This is a genomic window from Mesorhizobium sp. B4-1-3 (genome assembly GCF_006439355.1).
Lineage (GTDB): Bacteria > Pseudomonadota > Alphaproteobacteria > Rhizobiales > Rhizobiaceae > Mesorhizobium.
In genome coordinates this window covers 506,502-520,000 of record NZ_VFTG01000001.1, presented here as the reverse complement: position 1 = coordinate 520,000, position 13,499 = coordinate 506,502, and the positions used below count along the sequence as shown (strand labels likewise).

The following is a 13,499-nucleotide window of genomic DNA, read 5'->3' as shown; positions in this document are numbered from 1 at the left end:
AGTTCGTCGCATTAGACCCGAAACCGAGTGATCTAGCCATGAGCAGGCTGAAGGTAAGGTAACACTTACTGGAGGGCCGAACCCATAACTGTTGCAATAGTTCGGGATGACTTGTGGCTAGGGGTGAAAGGCCAATCAAACTCGGAAATAGCTGGTTCTCCGCGAAATCTATTTAGGTAGAGCGTCGACCGAATACCCCAGGGGGTAGAGCACTGGATGGGCTAGGGGTCCTCACCGGATTACCAAACCTAACCAAACTCCGAATACCTGGGAGTACTAGTCGGCAGACACACGGCGGGTGCTAACGTCCGTCGTGAAAAGGGAAACAACCCTGACCTACAGCTAAGGTCCCCAAGTTATGGCTAAGTGGGAAAGGATGTGAGGATCCCAAAACAACCAGGATGTTGGCTTAGAAGCAGCCATCATTTAAAGAAAGCGTAACAGCTCACTGGTCTAAATAAGGGTCTTTGCGCCGAAAATGTAACGGGGCTAAAGCCATACACCGAAGCTTAGGGTTCGTGAGCAATCACGAGCGGTAGCGGAGCGTTCTGTAAGCTGATGAAGCCGTACCCGTGAGGGGCGGTGGAGGTATCAGAAGTGCGAATGCTGACATGAGTAACGTAAGGGGAGTGAGAGACTCCCCCGCCGAAAGACCAAGGGTTCCTGCTTAAAGTTAATCTGAGCAGGGTTAGCCGGCCCCTAAGACGAGGCGGAAACGCGTAGTCGATGGGAACCACGTTAATATTCGTGGGCCTGGAGGTAGTGACGGATCACACAAGTTGTCCAATCTTATCGGATTGAACGGGCAGCGGAGTGGTTCCAGGAAATAGCTCCTCCTTATAGACCGTACCCGAAACCGACACTGGTGGTCAGGTAGAGTATACCAAGGCGCTTGAGAGAACTATGCTGAAGGAACTCGGCAAATTGCACGCGTAACTTCGGAAGAAGCGTGACCCTTTTCTGCGCAAGCAGGGGAGGGTGGCACAGACCAGGGGGTAGCGACTGTTTATCAAAAACACAGGGCTCTGCGAAGCCGCAAGGCGACGTATAGGGTCTGACGCCTGCCCGGTGCTGGAAGGTTAAGAGGAGGGGTGCAAGCTCTGAATCGAAGCCCCAGTAAACGGCGGCCGTAACTATAACGGTCCTAAGGTAGCGAAATTCCTTGTCGGGTAAGTTCCGACCTGCACGAATGGCGTAACGACTTCCCCGCTGTCTCCAGCATAGACTCAGTGAAATTGAATTCCCCGTGAAGATGCGGGGTTCCTGCGGTTAGACGGAAAGACCCCGTGCACCTTTACTATAGCTTTACATTGGCATTCGTAGTGGCATGTGTAGGATAGGTGGTAGGCTTTGAAGCCTGGGCGCCAGCTCAGGTGGAGCCACCCTTGAAATACCACCCTTATCACTATGGATGTCTAACCGCGGCCCGTTATCCGGGTCCGGGACAATGTATGGTGGGTAGTTTGACTGGGGCGGTCGCCTCCTAAAGAGTAACGGAGGCGCGCGATGGTGGGCTCAGAACGGTCGGAAATCGTTCGCTGAGTGCAATGGCATAAGCCTGCCTGACTGCGAGACTGACAAGTCGAGCAGAGACGAAAGTCGGTCATAGTGATCCGGTGGTCCCGCGTGGAAGGGCCATCGCTCAACGGATAAAAGGTACGCCGGGGATAACAGGCTGATGACCCCCAAGAGTCCATATCGACGGGGTTGTTTGGCACCTCGATGTCGACTCATCGCATCCTGGGGCTGGAGCAGGTCCCAAGGGTATGGCTGTTCGCCATTTAAAGCGGTACGTGAGTTGGGTTCAGAACGTCGTGAGACAGTTCGGTCCCTATCTGCCGTGGGTGTAGGAATATTGAAAGGATCTGTCCCTAGTACGAGAGGACCGGGATGGACGGATCTCTGGTGGACCTGTTGTGGCGCCAGCCGCATTGCAGGGTAGCTATATCCGGACGGGATAACCGCTGAAGGCATCTAAGCGGGAAACCCACCTTGAAACGAGTATTCCCTGAGAACCGTGGAAGACGACCACGTTGATAGGCCGGGTGTGGAAGAGCGGCAACGCTTGAAGCTTACCGGTACTAATAGTTCGATAGGCTTGATCGTTCTCATTACTTATATCCATCAGGGCGCAATCCGAAGGATTGTCGCCATAAGTCGGATGGTCTACCAGCGCTCACGCATGAGCGGCCCCTTCGGGGCCAAAGCTTAAGCGAGGGCGCCGGACGACCGGCGACGCGCAGTCGCGCTTGCGGGCTTCGCCCGTAGGCAAAACGCAGACGTCGCCTGGCACAAAACGCGACGATCCCTCGGATCGCGCTTGAACAGCTTCTCGATTTGAACGTGCGTTTTGCCGACCTGGTGGTTATGGCGGAGCGGCTGCACCCGATCCCATTCCGAACTCGGCCGTGAAACGCTCCAGCGCTGATGGTACTTCGTCTCAAGACGCGGGAGAGTAGGTCGCTGCCAGGTCTGCAAAGCGCACGTTCGCCTCACATCCGGATCAGAAGGATCCGGGTGGAGCTAAATCTTCTCTCCACGATTGTTGTGGTGCATGTCGTCGTCCCAAAACCGCCAGGCACTTTTGGGCGACATGCATAAAGGCCCGCCAAACGGGAGCCCGGGCCGCGCAAGCGGCCCTTCCATTTAGCGAGCCATCTACCCATCTGTAGGCCATCCTGCTTGTAAGGCTGCGCTTACGGCCAAAGGTGACGCGGGGTGGAGCAGCCCGGTAGCTCGTCAGGCTCATAACCTGAAGGTCACAGGTTCAAATCCTGTCCCCGCAACCAATTTTATCATAAATCTATAACCGTCCCGGTCTAACCGGGGCGGTTTTTGCCTTAGAAGGGGCAAGCAATTGCCGCGGCGCGCCTGGCGGTTCATCACTGCCGCAAGGGAGCTGCGCGAAATCGGAGCTCAATCGGGTTAACGCGCGTGGCCAAGTAGCCAAGATGCCGCGCGCCTTTAAAACTGTCCCATGCTCCAGGCCCTTGCTCATCGCCTGCGTGCTGAGAGACAGCCGTGGGCTTACCACTCACGCCTAGATATAGTGCCTGAAAGGCAGCCTAGCCGATCCTGTATCAGGTCCGGCCGTCAGGATTTCGCCAACAAGATCGGCAAACCGCAACGTCACGGGTAACCCGTCCGAGAATCCCGCGCTGTTGTAGTTGAGCTTAGTCAACGCCATCAGGTCCTGCAGCACTATTTCAATCGTTGCGTCGCCGCGGCGAACCCTGACCGTGAGCGGGTTCGGAACCTCTCGGCCGGGGTAGGTCTCGAGCCTCGGGATGTAGCCGGCCGTCCACAAGTAAGCCAAGCGCTCGTCCACGATAATTGCCGTGCCACGAAGAACGGGGTTCTGCCCGAAGCGGAACAGTTTGACCTCGTTTTGGCGGCGGATCTGCACGCCCACGAGATTGGTCTCGGGAGGCACGGTGCTGGTGAAGCCAGTCCACTCCTCGTCACCGAACTCGATCTTGCCGTGGATGAAAAGCTCCTTCGGAGGCTTGCCGTGGATATCCTTGTAGCCTTCGACGATCATCGTCATTAGTCGCGCAGCCTGGACACGGTCGAGCTTGAAACTGCCATCCCTGTCCGAATACCATGGTCCGACCGCACCCCTGAAGACGACGCCTTCGCCGGTATTGAGGAACATCTGTGCGCCGCAGCAGGCATTGTCGCGCCCGCGGGCCGCCTCCAGCTTCTTGAAAACCAAGCCCACGTAGCAGACGCCCTCTCTGACGTGGGCCAAGCGCCAAGGCGTGCCACTGGACTTGTAGAAGGCAGTGGCTCCCAAATTCCAGGCGACCGAGGCAGGATCCTGGAGCGATCGCCGCCGCAGTTTGGAATCCCGCTCGGTCGACAAAGTTGTTTCCCGCACAACCTGAATGACCTTGCCGGTGTCCAGGAGTCTGGCCTTGAACTGGTTGTGAAAGTTAGCTTCGAACTCGAACGGTCGCGCCTCCTCGTTGATCGTGTCGAACATGGTTGGTTGCTTGATCAGTCGGATGGCAGCGGCCTTTTTGATGCCTGTAGGCGATTCGATGCGCTCGGCTCCGGGTACCACCGACTGAGGTCGGCCGTATGTGTAGACCTCTTCGGGAATAATCGCGAACCACACCTTGGGCGAAGCCTCTTCCTCCCGGAGGTGCTTCCGGAGCGCCCGTTCGTAGATGTCGACCGTGCTGTAGATGCCCTCATGACGTGTGCCCGTACGGATCGCCTTGGAGATTTCATCGGCATCCACCTTGCAGTAGCCGAAGGGAACGTCCGACCACTCGGCGCCGAAAGCCGCCTGGAAGCCAGGCCACATGTACTTGTTGGCTTCCTTGCCGGTTTCCGGTGGGGCTATTGCCCCCTTGACGCTTCGGACCCATGCCGAATAGAGCCTCGCGCCTTCTTCGGTCGCGATAACGCCCACCTCCATCCTGCGAGGGTTGTAGTTCGACGATGGTGGGCCATACAGAAACAGACCATCTTTCGGGTGCGCTGCTGTCTGACCGTGGGCGAATTCGAGCTCAGGCTCTTCAATGTGCACAACCCGCCATTGCTTCAAGCTGCGTCCTCCTCGTCCGGTTCGAACAGGGCTGAATCCGTTTCATCCTCCTCATCGTCATCCGGCTCATCGGGCTCGTCCGGGACGTCGTCGAACTCCGTATTACCGACCAAGCGGCGCGTGCCTTGCAGTTGCAGAAGCTTGCCGCTGAGTTTGAGCGCCTCCGTACCGTCCAATTGGACGTCTATCTCCTCCCCGTCGCTCAGGAAGGCGATGAACGCCTGCTGCAACTGACGCCAGTGGCGGTTCCACCAACTCTTGCAGAAGCGGCGTCTGATAGCGGCAACACGTTTGGGATCGTCGATCAGCTTCTCCGCACCTTCCGAAAAGCAGATGTACGGTTTGAATCTGATGAAACCTGGCGGCCCTAGGTCAATGTTCACCAGCATTGAGAGATGCCAATTCAGCTGACGTCTCTCACTCCTGCCAACGACCTGCTTCCAGGTCTGCTTGCCATCGGGAGTGCGGTACCGAACCTTGCCATCCGGAATAAGGCCCAACGGAAAGTAGAAGGCCAAACCCCGAGAGATTTCGTGCGCCTTCAAACCCCTTGACACCAAGAAGCGTTCCACGTGCCGCCGAAGGAGGAACGTCAGCATGTTCCGGGCGTCGAACCACTCCGGCGCCGTCTCGTTGCCTTGGCGGCCCTTGAGGAAGCGCTGAACCTCCACGCGTCTCTTGAGGGCAAGTGTGAACTTCGGCGGCAACCCAGTCTGGATCTGCCCCATGGCTGCGAACGAGATAACTAGGCGGGCATGGCGGGTGTACGGGATGCCCGTGCTTTCTAAAGCCTCGTTGATCTCGGTGTTTGGGCCGTTGAATTCATAGAAGCTGATGTGGGTAGGCAGCGCCTCTATCGGCAACAGGTTGGTGAGCAATAGTTCGGGCGCGATCTCGACCTGAGGTGCATCCCTGCTGGTGCGTTCTCTCCAGTAGCTCATTCGCTCATCGATTCTGGTCGGGTCGGTAGGCACGTTCGCCTTCTCAAGCGTCTCGACCAGCGTGACAAGCGTGCCGCCCCATCCAGAAGAGAAGTCGAGAGCGTTGAGTTGAAGCAGTTGGATGGGGAAGCTGCCAAAGTCGACCTTGTCCAGGCGCACCGGAATGACGAAGGCGGGATCCTTTAGCTTGCGACCTGTGATGTCAGATGCCGCCAGTTCGTCTCTCACCCCCTTCCGATCCGGCTTGACGCTTTCGGTGGAGGCCACAAAAATCACCTTGATGGCCCGCGTCGTGATGGCTTCCTCAATCGTGTTCCAGAAAGGCGTTCCTCCCTTTAACTCGAACACATCGGCCCAAACGTTGTAACCAAGCCCGATAAGACGGGCCCCCAACCACTTGACGAACTCGTTGTCCTGCGGAGTGGCATGGGAGATGAAGATGACGTTTCGATCGGGATCAGTCATCAGCGACACCTTTTAGGAAGCAAGTCGCTTCACCTCCGCGGTTGAGACTGACGACCTGGTACGATGCAGCCATGGCGAGAAAGGTCCTCACTAAAGCGAACGTTCGACACTATACTCTAAGTCCCATCATCCCGGTGCAACGCGCACCAGCAATCGTCGATTCGCGCACACATTTTTTGGAGTCGTATGATTAGTCGACCAGCGATACTGTTGCGCTCGAACAGAATCGCCCGGTAAATCGGCTACATGCCCAAAACTGTCTGATCTCTACGCGATCGCGGGCGCCGTATCAGGGCGAGCAGTTTCGAGGCTGTTGAAGACCATTTCCCGCCCGGCGGGACCTACAAGCCGCCTAACTGCTCTCGGTCCAAAGCGGTAAACTGCACGTTCTAAGATCAGACACTGACTAGGGTTCTTGAAAACTGTCGGAGCTTCTGCTCCCGGTCGAATTTCGCGTGCGCACGAATGCTAGTGGTTCCGTGCGCAGCAGTGTAAACTCGATCGAAGTTCTCGTTCTGGGGTTCGAGTCGGCAGACCGCTACATCGCGCGACCCACTATCGAAGAAGCACTCTTCTGCTATAGGCGACGCTCTGCATAGCGCGTGACGTCGTCGAAGATCGCTCGAAATTCGGTGCCATGGCCCACGTTCTCGATAGGCTCACTGCCTCACGGCGTGCCCGAGGTTTGAACAGCGACAGCCAGCCTTCACTAAGCCCTGGGCTTTCGTTTGGCAGGCACCTTTCGGGTCGGGGTAGACTGCGCTTTGCGTGCGAGCCCTGCCGCCTTCGGGTCGTGTAGTTCGGCGCAATCATCGGGTAGTCCGGATTCGTTTTCGCGATCTTCGCTCAGCGTGGGCCAAGACGCGAGATGACGTTTCAGCGGTTCGTTCGCCTACCGGATCCACAAAAGATAGACAAAATGCGCTATCCCTATGTTCATTCCAGTGACTAACAACAACAGCAGATAGAACATCCAGCGTGTATCTGGTTGGCTCACAGGATCGCGCCAAAGCTTGCGCAACAGCCATAGCGTGTAAGCCGAACAGCCGCCCGCGAGCAGGGAAACGGCAACCTTGAACGCAAAAGGATCGTAACGCCGCAGGATGACCCCGCCGACAGCGAGAGAAATCACAATCACAACGTGGGAAAGCTGGCCCGTTGGCCGGGCTGCAGGTGCCCAAGCCGGATAAGAATAGGCGCGCAACTGGTTCCTGTATTGAGGAGGGATCCGCTGGCGAACGCGGTCGTAGGTGTCTGGTCGAAGCAACACCCCAAACCTGCTTCTCAGTAATAGGTGATCAATGAACGTGGGGTTCTTGCGCACCACTGCAATTGCCGGAAACGGCGAGGTGGCGCGATAGAGAATGTGGTCAACGTCAGCCCAAAGAGCCTCCTGCCATCCAAACACGCTCTTTACCCTTATAGCGTCCAGTCTGACATCGATTTGATCAATATTGAGCCTAATCCGCGCAAGCCCAATACCAAGCAGCCCGCAAAAGAAGGCCAACGCTGCGTGAAAAGCAAATCGTGCCGTCGGCGGCATCAGCGCCACCAGGCGCGCTTGCCAGGAATAGCCATGCCAGTTCGGATCGAGCGAGGCGATGGCCATCCAAATAAACCAAAGCGCGATAGCCACCATCAGCAGCGCGCCCTTCATGAAAGGATCGGACCTAAGCCAATTTGCCACAACATTCTCCGCTATCTATGCCGAGGGCGATACGGCAGAAGCCGCGAATATTCCGTTGTTCAGATGCTGAAGAATTTATGGACGGCATAGAACAGTAAATGTGGCGGTGCGAGAACATTACCGCTGCGTCGAATTGTGTTGATCGTGGGGCGCCCTGGGGGCTTGTTGCGGCGCTCCAGCGCGGCCGACAGCTTGGTGGAGGTTTCGATGGAGCCGTCGGTGTAAAGCCCCCGCTACGCCCATATTGGTGCTGAGGTCTATCCCGAGGACGAATGGCCGACCTATTTCCCGCGCAGACTGTTGTGCATTTACTCATTGCGGTGCAGCCAAGATACCCGTCAACAATAAAGTCGCGGAAGACTGTGCCGAGTCCTTTCTTGCCGCTCAAAGACGACTATGTTTCATGCGGGATTAATCCCAAAGCGGGGATTTGCGATGGGTGATGAAGACAAGTTGCTGAAGCGCTTGCAAGACAGTGCCGAAGACCTAGGCCGCCTGCTGGTTGTCAAAACTAACTACCCCATCGAAGATCACCTGAATGTTGTCGAGCTTGAGGGGCTCAGGGACACCTTCGGCATCGATCCGGAAGCTTTCACTGCGGAAGACATGGCCCGCATTCTGATGGCGCAAGACCGGCTTTACGCATTGGTTGAGCAAATCAACGAGCTGGACGCAGACGGCAAGCACTCGGTCGAGCAGATGTTAAACACGTTGAACCGGATATACGTCAACGCCCAGGCTTACATGCTGGCAAAAACGACCATTCAGGACATCGCCCAGAGGGCCTTGGAGGCCCAGCAGCACACCCGGCAGATTCCGATCAACCCGGAAGGTCCGATAGGGCAGACCATCGTCAAAGCCTCGACCGAGGTCATCAACAACGTCCACGTTACCAACAATCAAATCAACATCTCGATCCTCAGCGGCTGGAAAGTCGATGTGCTCAGGAACCTGCGTGTTCAAATCCGCCGCCTGAGCGCAAGCGCGTTCGCGGTCAACGTGAAGATTGACGCCAAGGTGATGTTCGAAGGAACCATTCAGTTCCTTTCGGCCACTGCCGACCGCGTTTTGCAAGACCTCAAAGACATGGCAGCGTCACTGAAGGAATCGTTCGGCTCTGCCGAGGCCATCGTCCAGTCGTTGGAAAAAGTCATCCAGTCCGGCACCAAATTTGTCCGGCTGGTTGGCACACTTATCCAGGACGCCCTTGGCGATGCCGGCGACATTAAGGAGGTCAAGTTGAGCCTCCGCAACGCCAACAATGCCAGGGTCATTACCACTGGCTTCACATTGAAGAATGGTAGTGGTGTGCTCTGCAGCCGGAACGGCGTCATCTATTCAGTAAGCCTGACCGGGCAGGTCACGAACGCCGTGGCCGACGGCGCCGGCATCGTCAACAAAGTTGTGGAGCTTGGGGATGGCAGGCTGGCGCTCGCCACGAACGACGGGATGTCTGCCTGGACACCCCGGTTCCAGGGCGGCGGCACCGAACATTCGCGGCTTCGGACGAAGCTTGTCGCCGTGACGCCCCAATACCATCAGAATACGGAAACGGTGGTGGCCGCGAATGCGTATGGCGACCTTGACCGCTGGTGGTTTCCGGGTGGTCGCCCGGACATCTTCGGAGATCAAGGCCCAACAGTGCCAGGGGCAGGGCCGCGCAATCGCGACGGTAGGGTAGTAGGGCTGATCACTGTGGGCCAGCGCATCGTGGTTGCCCGCGACCATGGCGTTGTGTTGGTCGATAGCGACTTGGAGCGGGAGCGGGATGTTCCGTTCAACCAGGCCATCAACGCGATGTGCAGGTTGAATGATTCCGAGGTCGTTGTTGTTGGCGACAACCTGATTGCGATTGTGGACATCCACGGGATGCCGGTGAGGGTCATCCCGTCGCCGGTCCACTCGTCTTACAACTCGGTGGTTGTGCTCCAGGAAAACCTTATCGCGGTGAGCGACACCCGGGGGCGCATTGTAGCTATCGACCTGAGGTCTGGCGCCGAGCTTGGTGAAATCGACGTGCAGATGGAGTGCCGAGGGCTTATCACGGTCGGCAAGTTCCTGGTCGCATATGGTGGCGCTTGGAACGCGCAATCCCGCGCGATGGCATTCATTCTGTGGGAAGAGAGGACGGCGGCGGCGCTGGCTTGACCTTATTTCGCCACTTCTCCCAGCCCCCAGTCGGCGACACGGTGTGGGGTCTTCTAGGTAGGGCCAGATGTTTGAATACTTCTCGATAGCATGGTTTCGGCTGGCCCTTGATGGCCTGAGATCCGGCTGGAAGTTCTGGAGTCGCAATACCCGCAAGCTTACCGCGAAGGAAAAGCTTGAGCTTCGCCAGAAATGGAAAAAGCCTTTCGAGGACTACATTTTTGATAGCCAGCGCAAGGAACTGCGGCTGGACGCCATTATGCGGGATATCCGCAGACTGGATGAATATCCCGACATTGATGACAAGGCTCCGGGGATTTCCCCTTGGTTCCGGTTCGGCCTTGTCGACACCTACGAGCGTGGCTTCATGGCCGCACTTACGGGAAGGAATCTATTCCATGACGAAAAGACAGACAAATGGCGCTTTCTAGATCGCGCCAAGGGCGAGGAAGGTGGCCACTATCTCGATTGCATCGGATATGTGCCGTACGAGTTCATCGAGCAGGTCGATTGGGACGGGGACCGATATTACAACTACCCGCAGATTTACTGTTATTTCGACGGCATCCACAAGCAGCCATACGAGCGGGTCGTCTACTGCGAACGGTTCACCAGTCCGCCATACGACATCATGCACTTCCGAGAGATTGTGGACCAAGCAGATGTAGTGAAAGAGACGCGAAAGGCAGGTATCAAGGATTGGTGGTAGGCTGAGGGCCGGACATCCCCCTCCGGCGATGCCGAAGCCGCGGTGCATCGAAGCGGTCATTCAGTTCGCCCTAGAAGGCGAGCGGTCGAGCCCCAGGGCAGCTGGAATGCATCAAGGATGTTTTCCGGCGCCGCCCCAACTGGATGCCTATCTTTTTCTTTGAAGAATAGGAACTACGAGCGGGCGCGAAACATCGCGAACCCGTGTCACGCAGCTCACCCTCTAGAGCTTGTCTGGAGCACGGTGCGAGCGGTTCCGTCGCCGGCAGGGTGATTGTGTCTGGACTACCGCTACCCCTTGCGGGGAAAGTCCCACCGAGTGCACCCAGATTGCCCCTTTACGGGGCAATTTTTAGATCACATCCCACCGGGGAACTATGAGCGGCCGAATCGGATAGATTAAACACCGGCGCCGGAAGCTTTGATGGACATCAAATATCAGATCTTTGTCAGCTCGACTTTTGTCGATCTTCAGGACGAACGCAGATCGGTGATCGAAGCCATATTGAACATGGGTCATATTCCAGTTGGAATGGAAGCATTCCAGGCCAGCGATGACAGCCAATGGGACTACATCAAGCGCCGGATTGACGAGAGCGATTATTATGTGGTGGTGGTTGCCGAACGGTACGGCTCAGAGCTTCGCGGCAAGAGCTACACTCAGATGGAATATGAGTATGCCGTGAAACAACACGTACCCGTTGCTGGTCTTTTGCTTGACGGCAATACCCGCAAGAGCTGGCCATCCGATAAGGTGGAATTCGAGAAAAAGGCCAAGGTCGAAAAATTCCGGCAGCTTTGTCAGAAGAAGACCGTAAAATACTGGCGTGGTGCCGACGACCTCGGCGCCAAAGTTCAACTGGCCCTCAACGAGCTTTTTCGCACTAAGCCCCGGACAGGCTGGGTGCGCGCCGATAAGGTTCCGTCATCCAGCGTTTTGGATGAGTTGGCCAAGCTTTCCGAGGAGCGGCGCTCCACTGCAGGAGCAGGTTGACCAGCTAACCGCAGACGACAAATTGGTCATTCCCAACGACTATGTGTGGCGCATCCGGCGCTTTGAGGAGAGCAGCATCGAAAGCGTTCTGTCCTGGGGCGAGGGCGACGATGTTAGACCTCTTCTCGACCTGTTTTTAGACCTGGACTCGGTTTGGGTAAGAGACCCCGATACGGAAGACCTTGTCGAGCATTTCCGGGACTTTGAGAACTACCGGCTCGAGGATTATGAGGTCGAACTGGTGATGAATGAATATGTGAAGAACGGATTGCTGAGCACGAAAAGCTACCTCAACGGCGACGCCAAATCGATCACCGGCTACAAACTCACCGAAAGGGGGACGCAATTTTTAATGTACGCGACCGAGTGGAAGTCGCGCAAAAAACCGGCATCTGTCGATGCGCCACCGGCTGCCTAAGCCACTTAAGCGTGGGCTATTTCCGACACCGTGGCTGCCGCCTCGCGCTCCGCATCGCCCACATCATGCGCACCGGCTGGTTCCGGCAGGCCCATATCAAGTCGGAAAGCTGCTACCGAACGAGACTTTTGCTGACCGGCGCAACCTCAAGGTCAAGTTCCTCGACCTGGGGAACGCCACCCGGCACTCGCTGAAGTCGTTCGGCATCCGCCTGAGCAAGGTCGGACGCGCGGCTTTCGAGCAGGCGGTGCGCGCCGCGGTGGCGGACGATCCGCTGTCGGCCGAACTCATGGACGCCATGCTGACGGCGCGCTGCGCTGTGGAGACAGTACTGCCGACTGCACGATGTCGTCGTGAGTATCGTCGCAACGAGGAGTGGCGGCGGTTCATGGCCATCCCCGGCGTCGGCCCGGTGACGGCGCTCTCGTTCATGACCGCGATCGACGACCCGTCGCGCTTCCGTCGCTCGCGCGACGTCGCGGCCTACTTCGGGCTGACGTCGCGGCGCTGGCAGTCCGGCTCCACGATCGACGTCCAGGGGCGCATCTCGAAGGCCGGTGACGCGGATGTGCGGCGCGCGCTCTACGAGGCGGCGTCGGGATTGATGACGCGCTTCAAAGGCGCCGACAAGGTCAAGAGCTGGGGCCAGGCCATCGCCAAGCGCTCCTGTCATCGCAAGGCCAGTGTTGCCGTGGTGCGCAAGCTGGCCGTGATCATGCACGCGCTTTGGAGCGACGGCACGTTCTATGTCGGCGATCCGGCGGCAAGCCAGGCGGACGCCGGCCGACGCGCGCACGACAAGGCCCGCAAGCTGCTCGGAGCGCATCGATGAGCAGCTCAACAACAGTTCAAACGCATGGCGCCCGCACGCAGACGGGCGCCGCCTGAGCCAAGGAGATCCGCTCCGGCGGATGAGGACCGATGCAGACCAGGAACGACGGAACGCACGTTACCCTGCCTGCGGCCGCGCCATCGCTGAGACGGCCGGACCGCGCTCGATTGCCTGTGACGCTGCTCCGTCAGACCGATGGCAAAGTGCGCCACGACGGCTCGAGCGCTGCCTTCGTGCAGCCCAAACACCCCGTCGCAGAGCGCGGAAGACTGCACGGCGCATCGGAACTCGACCTCGGAATCCCGGATCGTGACGCAGAGAATAGATGCGTATATTATCGCACTCTGGAAGAGGTACGACGATGTTGCAGAAATATCGCGAAGCACAACCGATGAAGACGGCAGGATAAAAGCGCGCACGTTGCGCAGCCTCAACGGTTGTTTGTTTTCAACGGGTTAAATTGGAATTTCCAAATGTGTGAATATTCGGCGCACATTGCACCGATGACGATTTCTGAACACTTTCGGTGATTTAACGCAATGTGCGGTGCCGGGCCAACGGCCGGCCGGTAAGGGAAAGATCGGAGTGGCGGCGCCTGGTTCGGCCATTGGGCGATCTATCCTGACGTGAATGCGCGAGCCATCGTGTTACGGTCATTAGGTTCGCGATTTGCGATGTACCCTTAGGGTTGAACCAAGAGGAGAAAGCACCACGACCAGGATTAGCCGCCGCACCTTGCTCGCCCACTCTG

The 13,499-nt window shown here is 57.4% G+C and carries 7 protein-coding genes, 1 tRNA gene, 2 rRNA genes and 1 pseudogene (1 of these 11 only partly in view); 8 read left to right on the top strand and 3 right to left on the bottom strand.

Annotated features, from left to right (window positions below; genetic code table 11):
* From FJW06_RS02510 to FJW06_RS02500, 3 genes are all read left to right on the top strand, one after another.
* Window positions 1-2,106 (top strand): 23S ribosomal RNA (locus FJW06_RS02510) (it extends 694 nt beyond the left edge of the window).
* 251 nt (window positions 2,107-2,357) lie between these two features.
* Window positions 2,358-2,472 (top strand): 5S ribosomal RNA (gene rrf, locus FJW06_RS02505).
* A gap of 240 nt (window positions 2,473-2,712) precedes the next feature.
* A tRNA-Met gene (locus FJW06_RS02500) sits at window positions 2,713-2,789 on the top strand.
* 251 nt (window positions 2,790-3,040) lie between these two features.
* Here FJW06_RS02500 and FJW06_RS02495 read toward each other — a convergent pair.
* The 3 genes from FJW06_RS02495 to FJW06_RS02485 all read right to left on the bottom strand — a co-directional run bounded on the left by FJW06_RS02495 (window position 3,041) and on the right by FJW06_RS02485 (window position 7,618).
* Complete coding sequence (locus FJW06_RS02495; RefSeq protein WP_140747428.1) at window positions 3,041-4,555, bottom strand: hypothetical protein; 1,515 nt, start codon at window positions 4,553-4,555, stop codon at window positions 3,041-3,043.
* The gene (locus FJW06_RS02490) at window positions 4,552-5,961 is read right to left on the bottom strand and encodes a toll/interleukin-1 receptor domain-containing protein (protein ID WP_140747425.1); all 1,410 of its coding nucleotides are present in this window, start codon (window positions 5,959-5,961) and stop codon (window positions 4,552-4,554) included. The genes FJW06_RS02495 and FJW06_RS02490 overlap by 4 nt, the downstream gene beginning before the upstream one ends.
* Before the next feature lie 892 nt (window positions 5,962-6,853).
* Complete coding sequence (locus FJW06_RS02485; RefSeq protein WP_140747422.1) at window positions 6,854-7,618, bottom strand: hypothetical protein; 765 nt, start codon at window positions 7,616-7,618, stop codon at window positions 6,854-6,856.
* 465 nt (window positions 7,619-8,083) lie between these two features.
* On the opposite strand from FJW06_RS02485, the gene FJW06_RS02480 reads away from it, so the two are divergent.
* The 5 genes and pseudogenes from FJW06_RS02480 to FJW06_RS02460 form a co-directional block, all read left to right on the top strand.
* On the top strand, window positions 8,084-9,796 hold the full coding sequence (locus FJW06_RS02480; RefSeq protein WP_140747419.1) for a hypothetical protein: 1,713 nt from the start codon (window positions 8,084-8,086) through the stop codon (window positions 9,794-9,796).
* 67 nt (window positions 9,797-9,863) lie between these two features.
* On the top strand, window positions 9,864-10,505 hold the full coding sequence (locus tag FJW06_RS02475) for a hypothetical protein (protein WP_140747416.1): 642 nt from the start codon (window positions 9,864-9,866) through the stop codon (window positions 10,503-10,505).
* A 423-nt stretch (window positions 10,506-10,928) separates the two neighbouring features.
* Complete coding sequence (locus FJW06_RS02470; protein WP_140747413.1) at window positions 10,929-11,498, top strand: DUF4062 domain-containing protein; 570 nt, start codon at window positions 10,929-10,931, stop codon at window positions 11,496-11,498.
* 22 nt (window positions 11,499-11,520) lie between these two features.
* Complete coding sequence (locus FJW06_RS02465) at window positions 11,521-11,916, top strand: hypothetical protein (protein WP_140747410.1); 396 nt, start codon at window positions 11,521-11,523, stop codon at window positions 11,914-11,916.
* A gap of 23 nt (window positions 11,917-11,939) precedes the next feature.
* Window positions 11,940-12,748 (top strand): annotated as a pseudogene (locus tag FJW06_RS02460) (IS110 family transposase); the annotation flags it as partial.
* Window positions 12,749-13,499 lie beyond the last annotated feature (751 nt).

Bases quoted from the DNA above. Each gene is read 5' to 3' on its own strand.
- FJW06_RS02490 (WP_140747425.1), bottom strand. From the start codon at position 5,961: ATGACTGATCCCGATCGAAACGTCATCTTCATCTCCCATGCCACTCCG.
- FJW06_RS02470 (WP_140747413.1), top strand. From the start codon at position 10,929: ATGGACATCAAATATCAGATCTTTGTCAGCTCGACTTTTGTCGATCTT.
- FJW06_RS02475 (WP_140747416.1), top strand. From the start codon at position 9,864: ATGTTTGAATACTTCTCGATAGCATGGTTTCGGCTGGCCCTTGATGGC.
- FJW06_RS02485 (WP_140747422.1), bottom strand. From the start codon at position 7,618: ATGAAGGGCGCGCTGCTGATGGTGGCTATCGCGCTTTGGTTTATTTGG.
- FJW06_RS02480 (WP_140747419.1), top strand. From the start codon at position 8,084: ATGGGTGATGAAGACAAGTTGCTGAAGCGCTTGCAAGACAGTGCCGAA.